The organism is Gramella sp. MAR_2010_147 (assembly GCF_900105135.1).
Classification (GTDB): Bacteria; Bacteroidota; Bacteroidia; order Flavobacteriales; family Flavobacteriaceae; genus Christiangramia.
The window spans coordinates 190,204-205,342 of record NZ_LT629741.1; the positions used below are offsets into that span (position 1 = coordinate 190,204).

General features: G+C 38.0%; 15 protein-coding genes. 3 read left to right on the plus strand and 12 right to left on the minus strand.

Annotation, left to right across the window (positions count from 1 at the left end; genetic code table 11):
* Positions 1 to 54 precede the first annotated feature (54 nt).
* On the plus strand, positions 55 to 687 hold the full coding sequence (locus tag BLT95_RS00925) for an NAD(P)H-dependent oxidoreductase (protein ID WP_089664204.1): 633 nt from the start codon (positions 55 to 57) through the stop codon (positions 685 to 687).
* On the opposite strand, the gene ribB is transcribed toward BLT95_RS00925, so the two are convergent.
* The 12 genes from ribB to BLT95_RS00985 all read right to left on the minus strand — a co-directional run bounded on the left by ribB (position 684) and on the right by BLT95_RS00985 (position 12,724).
* Positions 684 to 1,832, minus strand: coding sequence for a 3,4-dihydroxy-2-butanone-4-phosphate synthase (gene ribB / locus BLT95_RS00930; RefSeq protein WP_089664205.1), 1,149 nt, complete (start codon positions 1,830 to 1,832; stop codon positions 684 to 686). The genes BLT95_RS00925 and ribB overlap by 4 nt on opposite strands.
* A 29-nt stretch (positions 1,833 to 1,861) precedes the next feature.
* On the minus strand, positions 1,862 to 3,241 hold the full coding sequence (locus tag BLT95_RS00935) for an LptF/LptG family permease (RefSeq protein WP_231896384.1): 1,380 nt from the start codon (positions 3,239 to 3,241) through the stop codon (positions 1,862 to 1,864).
* Positions 3,242 to 3,311: 70 nt separating this feature from the next.
* On the minus strand, positions 3,312 to 3,953 hold the full coding sequence (locus tag BLT95_RS00940; protein ID WP_089664206.1) for an outer membrane lipoprotein carrier protein LolA: 642 nt from the start codon (positions 3,951 to 3,953) through the stop codon (positions 3,312 to 3,314).
* A 9-nt stretch (positions 3,954 to 3,962) separates the two neighbouring features.
* Positions 3,963 to 6,341 (minus strand): DNA translocase FtsK, encoded by a 2,379-nt coding sequence (locus BLT95_RS00945; protein ID WP_089664207.1) that lies wholly within the window; start codon positions 6,339 to 6,341, stop codon positions 3,963 to 3,965.
* Between the two features lie 116 nt (positions 6,342 to 6,457).
* A complete protein-coding gene (locus BLT95_RS00950) occupies positions 6,458 to 7,453 on the minus strand; it encodes an alpha/beta hydrolase (RefSeq protein ID WP_172822555.1) in 996 nt (331 codons plus the stop codon).
* 10 nt (positions 7,454 to 7,463) lie between these two features.
* Positions 7,464 to 7,829 (minus strand): diacylglycerol kinase family protein, encoded by a 366-nt coding sequence (locus tag BLT95_RS00955; protein ID WP_089664208.1) that lies wholly within the window; start codon positions 7,827 to 7,829, stop codon positions 7,464 to 7,466.
* Positions 7,829 to 8,329 (minus strand): thiol peroxidase, encoded by a 501-nt coding sequence (gene tpx, locus BLT95_RS00960; protein WP_089664209.1) that lies wholly within the window; start codon positions 8,327 to 8,329, stop codon positions 7,829 to 7,831. Before tpx ends, BLT95_RS00955 begins: the two co-directional genes overlap by 1 nt.
* 125 nt (positions 8,330 to 8,454) lie before the next feature.
* Positions 8,455 to 8,703, minus strand: coding sequence for a hypothetical protein (locus BLT95_RS00965; RefSeq protein ID WP_089664210.1), 249 nt, complete (start codon positions 8,701 to 8,703; stop codon positions 8,455 to 8,457).
* Entirely contained in the window at positions 8,684 to 8,998 is a 315-nt protein-coding gene (locus BLT95_RS00970; RefSeq protein WP_089664211.1) for a thioredoxin family protein, read from the minus strand. Before BLT95_RS00970 ends, BLT95_RS00965 begins: the two co-directional genes overlap by 20 nt.
* Positions 8,999 to 9,038: 40 nt before the next feature.
* Positions 9,039 to 9,677 (minus strand): peroxiredoxin, encoded by a 639-nt coding sequence (locus BLT95_RS00975; RefSeq protein ID WP_089664212.1) that lies wholly within the window; start codon positions 9,675 to 9,677, stop codon positions 9,039 to 9,041.
* 201 nt (positions 9,678 to 9,878) lie between these two features.
* Positions 9,879 to 11,351, minus strand: coding sequence for a Na+/H+ antiporter NhaC (gene nhaC / locus BLT95_RS00980; RefSeq protein ID WP_089664213.1), 1,473 nt, complete (start codon positions 11,349 to 11,351; stop codon positions 9,879 to 9,881).
* A 158-nt stretch (positions 11,352 to 11,509) separates the two neighbouring features.
* Entirely contained in the window at positions 11,510 to 12,724 is a 1,215-nt protein-coding gene (locus BLT95_RS00985) for an aminotransferase class I/II-fold pyridoxal phosphate-dependent enzyme (RefSeq protein WP_089664214.1), read from the minus strand.
* A gap of 157 nt (positions 12,725 to 12,881) precedes the next feature.
* On the opposite strand from BLT95_RS00985, the gene BLT95_RS00990 reads away from it, so the two are divergent.
* Positions 12,882 to 13,340: an Lrp/AsnC family transcriptional regulator gene (locus tag BLT95_RS00990; protein ID WP_089664215.1), complete on the plus strand. Its 459-nt coding sequence runs from the start codon at positions 12,882 to 12,884 to the stop codon at positions 13,338 to 13,340.
* A gap of 157 nt (positions 13,341 to 13,497) precedes the next feature.
* A complete protein-coding gene (gene lpdA, locus BLT95_RS00995) occupies positions 13,498 to 14,901 on the plus strand; it encodes a dihydrolipoyl dehydrogenase (RefSeq protein WP_089664216.1) in 1,404 nt (467 codons plus the stop codon).
* Positions 14,902 to 15,139 lie beyond the last annotated feature (238 nt).

A 15,139-nucleotide genomic window follows, 5' to 3' on the forward strand; every position in this document is an offset into this window, starting at 1 on the left:
CCAGTGTTACCTTCTACATTGTGTACATTTGTAAAATATTATTTTATTTAAGTTATGAGTAATATAAAAGCTTTGAACTGGCGCTACGCGACCAAGAAATTTGATAATTCCAGAATCCTTTCTGAAGAAAAGGTAAAGGTCCTGAAACAGGCCTTTAATTTAACAGCAACCTCTTATGGATTGCAACCTTTAAAGATGCTCATCATCTCTAATAAAGATACTCAAAGGAAACTACGAGAATTCTCGATGAACCAGCAGCAGGTAGATACAGCATCTCATGTAATGGTAATTTGTATTGAAGATAGAGTAGATGAAGAGTTTATCACCAATTACTTCAAAAGGGTAAAACATGTAAGGGAAACTCCAGAGGAGATTCTCAAACCCTTTCATGATTTTCTTATAGATGATTTCAAAACTAAGGAGGTAGAAGAGATCGAGGCCTGGGCAATTAATCAGGCATATCTGGCTTTGGGAACACTGTTAACTGTTTGTGCTGCGGAAGAGATTGATGCCTGCCCAATGGAAGGTTTTGAACCAGAGAAATATGATGAATTTCTAAATCTTCATGACAAAAACTTAAGATCGGTGCTGGTTTTACCAGTTGGATACCGCTCTGCAGATGATGACTTTTCAAAATTTAAAAAAGTAAGAAGGCCTATCGATGAGGTGATAATTGAAATGGACTAGTAACTTACGTATTCAGTAATTTCAAGACCATAACCTATCATTCCTACACGTTTGGTCTGTTGCGTATTAGAAAGCAACCTAATTTTATGTATTTCAAGATCATGTAGGATCTGGGCGCCAATTCCAAAGTCCTTATTGTCCATTTTTACCGGAGGAGCTTTGATCTCACCTTTTTTCTGACTCTCTTTCAATTCTGTAAGTCTGCTTAAAAGATTGGGAGACTGATTTGCCGGGTTAATAAAGACAATAGCACCGCGCCCTTCATCATTAATTGCCTTAAACATTCCGTCAAGCTTCTTATCAACATTGTTAGTTAGTGTTCCAAGAATATCATTATTTACACGAGTGGAGTTTACCCTCACCATGATCTCCTCATTCTGCTTCCAGGTGCCTTTGGTAAGCGCGATATGCACCTGAGAATTTGTAGTTTGTTTATAAGCTCTTAATCTAAATTTCCCATACCTGGTATCCAGTTCAAAATCTTCTTTTTTATCAATTAAAGAATCATGTTGCATCCTGTAGGCTACAAGATCTTCAATAGAGACTATTTTGAGGTCAAATTTTTTGGCTACTTCCATAAGCTGAGGTAAGCGGGCCATGGTACCATCTTCGTTCATGATCTCCACGATCACTCCTGCCGGCTGAAAACCTGCGAGCCTGGCAAAGTCTATAGCGGCTTCCGTATGCCCGGTACGTCTCAGTACTCCACCTTCTTTCGCTTTAAGAGGAAAAATATGACCAGGTCTGTTCAGGTCCTGTGGTTTAATATCGGGATCAATTAGTGCTTCTACTGTTTTTGCTCTATCAGAAGCAGAGATACCTGTTGTGACCCCTTTTCCATTTAGATCAATGGAAATTGTAAATGCAGTTTCCATAGGGTCGGTATTATTACCAACCATCATTTCAAGCTTTAGCTCGTTGCACCTGGCTTCAGTAAGTGGTGCGCAGATAAGTCCGCGACCATGGGTAGCCATAAAATTGATCATTTCAGGAGTGACCTTTTCAGCAGCAGCTAAAAAATCACCTTCATTTTCACGATCAATATCGTCTACTACAATAATTACCTTACCGGCACGAATATCATCAATAGCCTCCTGAATACTGTCCAGTTTTATTGAATATTGATTGTTCTCCACCTGAGCCATAACATCTGTTTTTGTGGCTGCAAAGATATTTATTCTGTTTTACTTTTGTCCTTGAAAAGACCGGCTTTTTTGAAGAGTTTTTTGAAAGGCTCCAGGATGTTGTCAAATACAAATAGTCCCTGATCTGTAGTGGCTCTATAGGTTAAATAAATTCCCAATGGCAACATGATGAAGGTGGAAAGCCATGTGGCCACGAAAGCGGGTACACTTCCATCTTCAGCGGAGTTCTTGGCAAATATTCCAATAAAGTGATAGGTTAAGAATAGAAGTATTGCGACCACAATTGGAAGACCTATACCTCCTTTCCTTATGATTGCACCTAGTGGTGCACCCACAAAGAATAAAACTATACAGGCAATAGAGAGCGCATATTTCTCATGCAGCGCAATCTCAAATTTATTCACCTGCTGTACACTTTTTTTAAATTCCTGTTTTTTCATTGCCAGATGTGCCAGCGCTGAATTTACTGTTCCCAAAGCAAGATTTGAGATTTGGGCACCATCATAGGTGTCGTATAAAGATAAAAGGCCATCCTCAAAAGCCACCACGGTATCTTTTGCTTTATAATTAATTTTAAGATTTTTCACCCCGGTACGGTTATACATAGATTCTTTAAACTCTGCCATCTTATTATTGTAAGAAACAGAGAATGAATCTATACTCTCATCCAACTCTGAAATTTTAAGCATTCCGTGTGTTGAACTATAACTTTCATCTTCAAGGTTCACATTATTAAAATCGGAAAGATCTATGTTGATCACATACTCATCAAAATAGCTTTTTGTGAACGGCTTATTTTTTCGCTTTTCGTAATCACTGGGCTTAATCTCGTCGTAATAGTTTCCTTCTTTTAGAATAAGCGACAGTACATCAGATTCTGTACTGCCCACTAATTCTCCTTCTTTAGCTTTGATTACCGTAGTGTTCCCACCGGTTTGTTTCTTTTGGTGGATGATCACATCGGTTAAATACTGATCATTTTCCCCGGTTTTATCCTCAACTTTGATATTAAAAGCACCAATATCATTAAAAATACCTTCAGAAATTGCCATGGCAGGTTTTAACTGTGCGATGTTTTTCCGAAGGTTGATTGATTTGAATTCGGCAGCGGGAATTACATTGTTTGCAAAGAAAAATGCGACAAAACTTATAAATACGATAAAGACGGTAAGACTTCTCATGGCTCTACCAAGCGAAATCCCTGAAGATTTCATCGCGGCAAACTCATAATTTTCGGCAAAGGAGCCGAAAGTCATGATGGAAGTGAGCAGGATCGTGAGCGGCAATACCAGCGGTACCAGTTTTGGTGAAAAATACAAAAGGAACTTTAAGATCACTTCTGCATCAAGGTCTTTACCAGCAAGTTCACCTATGTACAGCCAGATCGTCTGGAGTACAAAGATGAACATGAGAATTATAAAGACCGTAAAAAAAGTTTTTAAAAAACTTATTAGTATGTACCGGTCAAGTATCTTCAATTTAGTCTAATCTATTGATGTAAAAATCGCTGTATTTATCTTCGTTAAAGGTAAACAGGTTTTTAGCCAAAGGCTGGTCTGTTTTAAAACTTTTTACCGTAATAGTCACTTTTGTGCCATTTTCCTGAGTTTGTATCAGGTTGTAGATATGTTTTGTCTGGCTGTCTATTCCCAGTAAAATATTCTTGATCTCAGCATTGCTGTCTTTTGGAGTAAGTTTTACATATTGAATTTCGCGTCCCTTGATATTTTGAGCGATATCCATTTCATAATTATACCCGTCCTCATAAAAGCTAAACATTTTTGAAGGAGTAATACTATTGTTATCTTCTTCAACATAGTTAGAGATGTTGATCTCCTCATCTTCAGGAATGATGGTATAGATCTTTTTCCCGTCGAAAAGCTGGGTGGTACCCATGAGGTTCAAAACATACTTTTCACCTTCAATACTCACATCACCACGTGTTTCCTGACTAACATTTTCAGCTGTGTTTTCCAGCCCGTACTTAAATTCTATCACCATATTTTTATAGGCTTTTACCTTAGAAGAAACAGAATTAAGCAATTTTTCGGCTTTTTGTGAACTTTGAGCCTGTACATTCATAGACATGATTGCAGCCAGGATAAATACTAATTTTTTCATTTTGAATTTTTAATTGTCTGGTTTTTCATTTAAAAGTTGATCTAGCGCCGCAAAATCTGTTACTAAAACCTGTCTGGCCTTGCTACCTTCAAACGGACCAACGATACCTGCAGCTTCCAGTTGATCTATGATTCTTCCGGCACGGTTATAGCCAAGTTTTAACTTCCTTTGAAGTAAAGATGCTGAACCTTGCTGGTGCGTCACGATCACTTCTGCGGCTTCACGGAATAACTTATCCCGCTCGCTCACATCTATATCAACACCTGTGCCACTTTCCTCGCTTTCGTAAGCCGGAAGCTGATGTGCATCTGGATATGCTTTTTGAGAACCAATAAATTCTGTGATCTTATCAACTTCAGGAGTATCTACAAATGCACATTGAAGTCTTTTTAAGTCATTTCCCTGTGTAAATAACATATCTCCACGACCAATTAACTGATCTGCTCCCTGGTTATCAAGGATCGTTCTGGAATCGATTTTTGAAGTTACCCTGAAGGCTACCCTTGCCGGAAAGTTAGCTTTGATGATACCCGTTATAACATTTACCGAAGGTCGCTGTGTTGCAATAATTAAATGAATACCAATAGCACGTGCGAGTTGTGCCAGCCTGGCTATAGGAGTTTCAACTTCTTTCCCGGCGGTCATAATAAGATCAGCAAACTCATCTACTACCAGTACGATATATGGCAGGAACTTATGACCATCATTCGGATTTAGTTTACGGGCTTTGAATTTCGTATTGTACTCCTTAATGTTACGGCACATAGCATTTTTCAACATGTCGTAACGATCGTCCATTTCAATACAAAGAGAATTCAATGTATTGATCACTTTGGTGTTATCAGTGATAATAGCATCCCCGGAATCTGGTAATTTAGCCAGGTAATGGCGTTCAATTTTATTGAAGAGGGTAAGCTCCACTTTTTTGGGATCTACCAGTACAAATTTTACTTCAGCCGGATGTTTGCAATAGAGCAGGGAAGTAAGAATAGCATTCAGTCCTACAGATTTACCCTGGCCGGTTGCTCCAGCCATTAACATATGCGGCATCTTAGCCAGATCTACCACAAAGGTTTCATTAGAGATTGTTTTACCCAGCGCCAGGGGTAGCTCCATTTCAGCATTTTGAAATTTAGCAGAAGCAATTACAGAACGCATGGAAACAATACTGGCATTTTTGTTAGGCACTTCTATACCAATGGTACCTCTTCCCGGGATAGGAGCAATAATCCTTATTCCTAACGCAGAGAGAGAAAGCGCGATATCATCTTCGAGGTTCTTAATTTTAGAGATCCTGATCCCTGCTTCAGGAACAATTTCATAAAGAGTAACCGTAGGCCCAACAGTAGCTTTAATCTGGGCGATCTCAATTTTATAATTTTTGAGGGTTTCTACAATTCGATTCTTGTTCTCTTCAAGCTCTTGCTGGTCTATGGTGATAGATCCGCCATAATCCTTTAAGAGTTCAATAGTTGGAAATTTATAATTTTTCAACTCCAGGGTAGGATCAAATTCACCAAAATCCTTTACCAGTTTTTTACTTAAATTATCGTCTTCTTCCTCTTCAGGAGCGGCTTCCACTTCCATAGAAACATCTTCCTCCGGCGGAGTGGTCACCTCCATTTTTGGAGATGGTTCGGGAGCTTTCTTCTTTTCAGGTTTTTCTTCAGAAAGATCTACACTCTGCGTCTTTTCTTCTTCTTCAACCTTTGGCTTTACCACCGTTTCTTTCCAGTCTCTCTCTTCATCGGTTTCAGAAATATTAGATTGATGCTCTGCCATAGCATCTGTCAATTCTTTTTTTCCAGATTTAAAGTATCCTCCAACCATTTCCGGAGTCACCTTTAATCGAATGGCGAGATATGCGATGAACAGGAAAAGCATTAATAACACAGTACCAAAGAAACCAAGATAATCCTGTATGAAATCATTAGTCTCAAAACCTATACGGCCTCCGAGAAGCGCATTCTTTTCAGCAAAAAAGCCAAAGAAAATGGAGAGCCATATCATGACTAAAATTCCCCAGAACCAGAATTTCCTGAGGTTGGAGCTATTAAAACCAAAAAAAAGATAAATTCCGCTTAAGAGAATTAAGAATGCGATAGAAAAAGCAGCGAGGCCAAAGCCTTTATAAATAAAGAAATCACTGATGGTAGCACCAAATTTACTAAGCCAGTTCCTGGCTTCGATATCACGATTTGCAAATTCGTTAAGTACACTTTGATCTGCCTGCCAGTTAAAAAGAAAAGAAACAAAAGCCACTACAAGCGCCAATCCAAAAAGCATGAGAAAACTACCCAGAACCACCTTCTGCTGCCTGTTAAGCTTCAGTGTGATATTACGTGATTTTTTAGCGGTTTTCCTGGTCTTAACCTTCTTTTTAGCCATATGTAGGTTGAACGGTTTCGGCAAAAATACAAATTAGCCTTTTCCAAATTAAGGAAAAAAAACTTCAATTTTGAATGTTGCCCGTTTTACAAGGCAAAAACGACTGAAATCACTTTTTATTTTTTTAAATAAGAAAGTAAAGCTGTGATATATTGATCGAAAGCTTCTATCTGTGGTAAATGACCCGTATCTGGAATCTCTACTAATTCAGCATCAGGGATTTTTTCAGCAGTCTCTTCTCCCAGTTGGTCATATAAGCCCATCGTGGCCTTAACTTCTTCGCTCACCAGATTTTTACCTAGCGCTGTTCTGTCTCTGGTTCCAATGATAAGCAACGTGGGAACTTCCAGTTCTTTAAACTCGTAAACGACTGGTTGGGTGAGAATCATATCATAGGTAAGTGCAGCGTTCCAGGCGATAAGAGAATATTTTTCATTTAAGGTCCAGCCTGCCAGTAATTTTGCCCATTGGGCATAATCCTCATTCCAGTCTCCAGCGTAATAACTTTCTTTCTGATACTCTTTTATTGCTTTATAATCTTTCTTTAATTCCTGTTCATACCAGTCGTTCACACTTTGATAAGGAATCTTCAGTTTCCAGTCTTCAAGTCCGATTGGATTTACTAGCACCAGTTTTTCAGTAATATCAGGATACATTAAAGCGAACCTTGTAGCAAGCATTCCGCCCATGGAATGTCCAAGAATTGTAGTATTTTCAATGTGAAGATTTTCGATTAGTTTTTTGGTATTTTCAGCCAGTTGCTGAAAGCTATATTGAAAATATTCAGGTTTACTGGATTTCCCAAAGCCTATCTGGTCTGGAACTAAAACATCATAACCTTCTTTGCTTAAAGTATCTATAGTTGTTTGCCAGTAGGCACCATTAAAATTTTTTCCATGTAAGAGCACAATTGTTTTTCCGTTTGGTTTTGTAGCTTTTACATACATATAGGCCATTGTGTTAGTTTCCTTCTGAGCATTAATTTCAATAAAACTTACCGGATATGGATATTCATAGTTCTCCAGATTTAAGTCAAGCCTTTTCAATTCTTCCTGTGCCTGAACATTTGAAAACAAAAAAAGGACGATAACGACCCCAAGTAAATTTTTCATAATTATGGTTTTAGGATGATAAATAAGGAAAGTAGATAAAACCTGCAATGATTACAGCAATAAGTGCAGCGATAAAAACAGCTCCAGCAGCAACATCTTTAATATGACCTATTTTATTATGAAAATCTGGATGCACAAAGTCTGCCATCGCTTCCATAGCAGTATTCAGGCCTTCGGTAGACATTACAAGACCAATAGCCAGAAATTGAAAGATCCACTCGGTTCTTGTAATATTGAAGTACCAGCCGGCAATACAAACGAGAATTGAAATCACAAATTGCACCTGAATGCTAGGTTCATGCTTAAGTAAGAGCCAGGCTCCTTTAATTGCATATCCTCCTCCTCTGATTCTTTTTCCGAGGAAACTGTTCTTCATTATAAAATTGTTTTCAAAGCGGAAAGGTAGTCTGGTTCGTCTTCGATCTTTGAAACCTGTTGTGAGTGTATCACATGGCCATTTTCATCCAGTACAACCACAGCTCTTGAAAGAAGTCCTTCAAAAGCACCATCTATCATTTCTACTCCATAGTCTTTACCAAAATTTCTATCTCTAAAATCTGAAAGATTGATCACATTTTCCAGTTCCTCATCACTTACAAACCTTTGTTGTGCGAATGGCAGATCTCTAGAGATGCACAAAATTACGGTATTTTTCAGTTCTGAGGCTTTTTTGTTGAAATTGCGCACAGAAGTTGCACATACACCGGTATCTATACTTGGAAATATGTTCATTATTACTCGTTTCCCTTTAAAGTCTTCTAAAGTACCTATAGATAAATCTGATTTGATCAATTCAAAATGGGGTGCTTTTTCATCCATTGAGGGTAAACTACCATAGGTAGTTACATTCTCTCCTCCAAGTTCAATCCTTGCCATGCTATTTTTTTTATTAGAAATATAAATTTAGAAGATTGTCTTTGGGTTATTACTAAAATTATCATAAAACAACAAGGGCTGTTTCCCAATGAAAACAGCCCTTATGAAATGATTTGTAAGAAAACCTATTTGTCTATTGATCCAAGGACTTTCTTTACAAAGTTATTTGCAGCATCCCTCTCTGGGACACCATCTTCTATCATCTTATGAACTTCTACAGCTCCACAAAGATTGGTAAGTAACTCACCAATTACATCCATTTCTTCTTCTGAAACAGAACGGTGCTCGGTGAAATTTTCCAGTACTTCAATAGTACTTTCTAATTTTTCTACCTCATTGTTCTTCTGCAGATGTCTAATTACTGGTAACTTCATCAACCAAGTTTTTTAACTGGTCAAACTTGTTAGTCTGAACCTGATTCTTAAAACTTCCATTCTTGAATGTTGCGAAGGTAGGAAGGTTATCAACTTTTGCCAGTTTTCTTGATTCCGGATACTTTTCAGCATCTACAAATACAAACTGAGCATTTTCATTTTCAGAAGCCAGCTTTTTAAATTTTGGCTTCATTAATCTACAGTTGCCACACCATCCGGCCATATATTGAACCACAACAGTATCGTTCCCTTCAATTAATTCGCTTAAGTTATCCTGATCTAATTCCTTAATCATAGCAATTTTTTTAGATTCTTAATTTAAGCTAAACCTGTTCTTAGTTAAGGCTTAGGTAAGATGCAACTCCTTCGCGATCTGCGTTCATTGCTTCTTTACCTTCTTCCCAGTTTGCTGGACAAACTTCTCCTTTTTCCTGAACGTGAGTATAAGCATCGATCAATCTAAGGAATTCATTTACGTTTCTTCCAAGTGGCATATGGTTAACCCCTTCATGGAATACAGTCCCTTCCTCATCGATAAGGTAGGTAGCTCTATAAGTTACATTATCACCTTCAAGAGTGATCGCTCCGGTCTCATCATCGTATGTCTCACTCATGATATCTAGAATATCCAGTCTTGAGCTTAAATTACGGTTAGAATCTGCAAGGATTGGATATTTAACTCCTTCAATACCACCATTATCTTTCGGTGTATTCAACCATGCAAAATGCACCTCTGGAGTATCACAAGAAGCTCCAATTACCATTACATTTCTTTTTTCAAATTCTTCCATCGCATTTTGGAAAGCGTGAAGTTCTGTAGGGCAAACAAAGGTGAAATCTTTTGGGTACCAGAAAAGCAATACTTTTTTATTGTTTTTCTGAGCTTCTTCCAACACATTTAATTTGAAAGTATCACCCATTTCATTCATTGCATCTACACTAAGATTTGGAAATTTTCTTCCTACTAAAGCCATATAATACTATTATTTTTAAATTAAACTTTTCTTTTTCTACACCACAAAATTAGTCTCTAATTGCAGTTTTCGAAACTTTAAAAATTTTTAAAGTTTATTGTTTGATAGGGTTTATCTATAGATATTTATAAGTGCAATAGTGAGACTCTATAATTGTCAAATTATCAGCAAATTAACATTAGAAAAGAGATAGTTTTAAAACTATTTTTTGGAAAGCATTTTTATTTTAATTCCAACTGCCGCGAATAATAATGTCATAAACGGGCTTAGATAATTAAAGAAGGCGTAACCTGCATATGATAATACCGGAACTCCTAATACACCACTATGGTAAGCCCCGCAGGTATTCCATGGTACTAAAACTGAAGTTACCGTTCCGGAATCCTCTAAACTTCGACTTAAGTTTTCAGGAGCAAGACCTTTATCCTTATAGGCCTTTGCAAACATTTTTCCCGGAACTACGATCGCTAAATACTGGTCTGAAGCAGTTACGTTCAAAGCCAAACAGCTAAAAACAGTACTTGCAAATAATCCGAAAGTAGTATGGAAAAGATTTAATAAAGCTTTACTGATCCTGGCAAGTGCTCCAATTGATTCCATAATTCCTCCAAAGACCATCGCGCAAATGATGAGCCAGATGGTACCAAGCATTCCAGCCATTCCGCTAGCTGCAAAAAGATCATTCAGGGCTTCTGAATCGGTTTCAACAGCAGTGTCTACGGTAATTGCATTCATAATCCCTTTATAACCGCTCACAAAATTCAGGTTTTCCATTCCGCTAACCGCAAGCACCACTTCAGGTTGTGCAATCAAAGCGGCAATTGCTCCCATCAGGGTTCCTAATAGCAATGCAATTAGGGGAGAAGTCTTTCTAACTATTAATACGATCACTAATACTGGAACGATAAATAACCACGGACTTATATTAAAAGCGGCATCTATAGAATTCAGGATAGAAGAAGTATCTGTACTTCCACTGGTATCGAGATTCAGCCCAATAATGATAAATGCTATTATCGTGATGGTGATGGTAGGCACGGTAGTTAGTGCCATGTATCTAATATGTGTAAAAAGATCGGTGCCGGCCATGGCAGGCGCAAGGTTGGTGGTATCACTTAATGGCGACATCTTATCACCAAAATAAGCTCCGGAAAGTATGGCTCCGGCAGTCATTCCCAAAGAAATTCCAAGTGCATCAGCAATTCCGATTAACGCAATACCCACCGTTGCAGAGGTTGTCCAGCTACTTCCGGTAGCCAGAGAGATTACCGAGCAAATGATCACACATGCAGCGAGAAATATCGTTGGATTTAATATTTGAAGTCCATAATAGATCATGGTAGGAATAATTCCGCTTATAAGCCAGGTTCCAGCTAAAGCTCCTACCATTAATAAAATAAGGATCGCCCCGGCGGTACTCTGAATGTTACTGGCAACTTCATCGATCATTGTATCAAATTTGACCTTGTTGAAGTAACCTACGATCGCTGCTACTGCTCCTCCTAATAATAAAATAAATTGATTAGACCCACTTAAAGCATCATCACCAAATACGAAAACATTAAATGCCAGCATGGCAATTAGCGCGAAAACGGGAATTAGAGCTTCCCAGATATTTAGCTCCCGGTTTTGAATTACAGGTTCATTTTCAGGATTCGCGGTAGAGTTTTCCATTTAGTTTGAGTGCTTTATATACGGTAAAAATGAAGCCTCACGACATCCCTGAATTACATCAGGCTTGTCGTGAGGCTCCTAAATTTAAAACCGGTCGTTAATATTGATCATTTTTTCTGATCGTAATTTTACGACTTTCGGCTTAATCCTGCAAAATTTTAGACCATTTCAGTATCTAAAACCCCAACTTTAATCATACATTCTTTCATGATCTCATAAGTTCTTGCAATATCGTTATCCAAACCTATCGAAAAACGAATTAAACCATCACTTAATCCCATCTCTTTTTGTTCTTCCTCAGGAATTTCAGAAGAAGTTGAAGTTCCTGGTGCGCTGAAGAGTGTTTTATAGAATCCTAAGCTAACGGCGAGATATCCCAGATTTCGCTCTTGCATGAGTTCCATTAGTTCATTTGCTTTGTCCAGGGAACCAACATCAATAGTTAGCATTCCGCCAAAACCATAAGACTCGTTCATCATTTTTCTGAAAGTATCATGTCCCGGATTAGATTCTAAGCCCGGATAGACGGTTTTAAATCCATCTTCCTGAAATTTGTGTGCCAGGTACATCGCGTTATGACTGTGTTGTTTCATACGAATATGAAGGGTTCTTAGGTTTTTCAGAATAGAGGCTGCTCTAAGGCTATCCATTGTAGACCCAAGTAACATTGCTGCGCCATCATTTACATTTCTAAGCTCGTTGATAAAATCTTTTGTTCCACAAACTACACCGCCTACAGTATCACTGCTTCCATTGATGAATTTTGTAAGACTGTGAATCACTACATCGGCACCTAATTTTGCCGGACTTATAGAAAGCGGAGAAAAAGTATTGTCTACTACCAGTTTAAGGCCGTGAGATTTGGATATTTTAGATAAGGCTTCCAGATCTGCTATTTCCAAAAGAGGATTGCTTACAGATTCGCAATAGATAACTTTTGTGTTTTCCTGAATCGCAGCATGGACCAGCTCAGGTTTTGTGATATCTACAAAAGTGGTTTTAATCCCGAATTTAGGAGCGAAATTCTTCAGAAAAGCATAAGTTCCTCCATAAACAGTTCTGCTGCAAACAATATGATCGCCGGCATTACATAATTGCATTAAAGTTGAAGTGATCGCACCCATTCCGGAAGCCGAAACATTAGCCGTTTCGGTGCCTTCCATGGCTGCCAGGGCTTCCCCAAGATAAAGATTGGAAGGGGAAGAGTGACGCGAGTATAAATAACAACCTTCTGCATTTCCTTCAAAAGTATCAAACATCGTCTTTGCTGAAAGGAAGGTGTAAGTTGACGAATCAGAGATCGATGGATTTACTCCACCAAATTCTCCAAAGTACTGTAGATCCTGGATTCTATCTGCCGGTTTATATTTCATGATTTTTGAGTTTTATAAAATCAAATCTCATAGTTAATTGTTATAAAGTCAATATTGTGTTGTATTTATAGAAAATAAAACTGTTTTAAGTGGATAATTTAGATTTAAAATCTATTTTGAAGTATATTTGATCTGATTACCTGAAAATTTTAAAGGGATGAAAATTGATGAACTCGATAAAAGAATTCTAAATCATCTTCAACAGGATACTAAAAAAACAAATAAGGAAATATCGAATGATCTCGGTCTTTCTGTCACTGCTGTTTATGAGCGTATACGAAAATTGGAGCGTGAGGGAATTATCTCAAAATATGTAGCATTGATACATCCAGAAAGTGTGGAAAGAGGGTTTATGGTGCTTTGCCAGATAAAACTCATTCAGCATAAAAAAGATTTTTTAAACAGGTTCGAAAAGGAAATTAACGGTCTTCCGGAAGTTATAGAATGCCTGCATGTTAGCGGTGATTTTGATTATATCTTAAAGGTTCTGGTAAAAGATATGGATGCTTACAGGGAGTTCTTAGTAACAAAACTCACCACTTTAGATCATATTGGAAGTACTAAAAGTATTTTTACGATCAATAAGGTGAAACAAAGTACTTTTATTAGTCTATAGCTCTCAGTGAAAAGTGAAAAGTGAAAAGTTTCGAATAAAGCTTTCTAATGTAAGACGATAATTCCATTTTCTTATAACTGATAACTGGGTATTGGTCATTGTAGAGAATAGTCGTACTTTTACGATCGATTTTTGAAAAACAAAAAAACACATAATTATGAGTACATATGATGTTGCAGTAATAGGATCTGGACCTGGTGGATATGTAGCCGCTATTCGTTGCGCCCAACTGGGAATGAAAACTGCAATCATAGAGAAATATTCCACTCTTGGTGGAACCTGTCTTAATGTGGGATGTATCCCAAGTAAGGCACTTTTAGACTCTTCTCACCATTTTCATGATGCGATCAAGCATTTTGAAGAGCACGGAATTGAGATTCCGGGAGAAGTAAAGTTAAATCTTGAAAAGATGATGGAACGTAAATCTTCGGTAGTAAGCCAGACTTGCGACGGAGTAAAGTTCCTAATGGATAAGAATAAAATTGATGTTCTTGAAGGGGTGGGTTCTTTTAAAGACAAAACTCATATCAATATTGAAAAAGACGGGGAGACTCAAACTATCGAAGCGAAAAAGACCATTATCGCAACCGGTTCCAAGCCTGCAAATCTTCCTTTTATCGAATTAGATAAGGAAAGAGTGATCACCTCTACAGAAGCTCTAAAGTTGAAAGAAGTTCCTAAACACATGATCGTGATTGGTGGTGGAGTTATTGGATTAGAACTTGGACAGGTTTATCGTCGTTTGGGTGCTGAGGTTACTGTGGTGGAATTCCTTGACAGGATTATCCCAACGATGGATAGTGCGCTTTCAAAAGAACTTCAAAAAGTGTTGAAAAAGCAGGGAGTAAAATTCCATACCAGTACAAAAGTGAAGTCGGTAGAAAGAAATGGCGATGAGATCATCATAAAAGCAGATGATAAAAAAGATAAAGAGATCGAATTGAAAGGTGATTATTGCCTGGTTTCAGTAGGACGCCGTCCTTTTACAGATGGATTGAACGCTGAAGCTGCCGGAGTAGAGCTGGATGATAAAGGAAGAGTGAAAGTGAACGATCACCTGCAAACCAATGTAGAGAATATCTATGCGATCGGAGATGTGGTACGTGGAGCCATGCTTGCGCATAAAGCGGAAGAAGAAGGTTCTATGGTTGCTGAATTGATGGCAGGGCAGAAGCCGCATATCGATTATAACCTGATTCCGGGTGTTGTTTATACCTGGCCTGAAGTTGCTGCAGTTGGAAAAACTGAAGAACAATTGAAGGAAGAAGGAGTAAAATATAAAGAAGGTAAGTTCCCGATGCGTGCTCTTGGACGCTCCAGAGCCAGTGGAGATATTGACGGACTTGTAAAGATCCTTGCTGATGAAAAGACCGATGAGGTTCTTGGAGTGCATATGATCGGTGCAAGAACGGCAGATCTAATTGCTGAAGCAGTAACTGCCATGGAGTTCAGAGCATCTGCCGAAGATATCGCTAGAATGAGTCACGCCCATCCAACCTATGCTGAAGCCGTGAAAGAAGCAGCCTTAGCGGCTACCGAAAACAGGGCTTTGCATATATAAGATTTATTAAATATAGAATAAGAGCCTCGCTAATGCGGGGCTTTTTTTTTGGAATATTTTTTTGATTTTCATATTAGAACATTCACTACATTTATTCGGTTAATCCTAAATTTTAGAAATCATGGCAAAAGAAAAATCGCCTTCAAAGAATTCGGCCAAGAAAGAGCCGGTATTAAGTTTAAAAGAGAAGAGAGCTGCAAAGGCAGCAAAGAAAAAGAATAGAAGTTAAAAGTTTAAT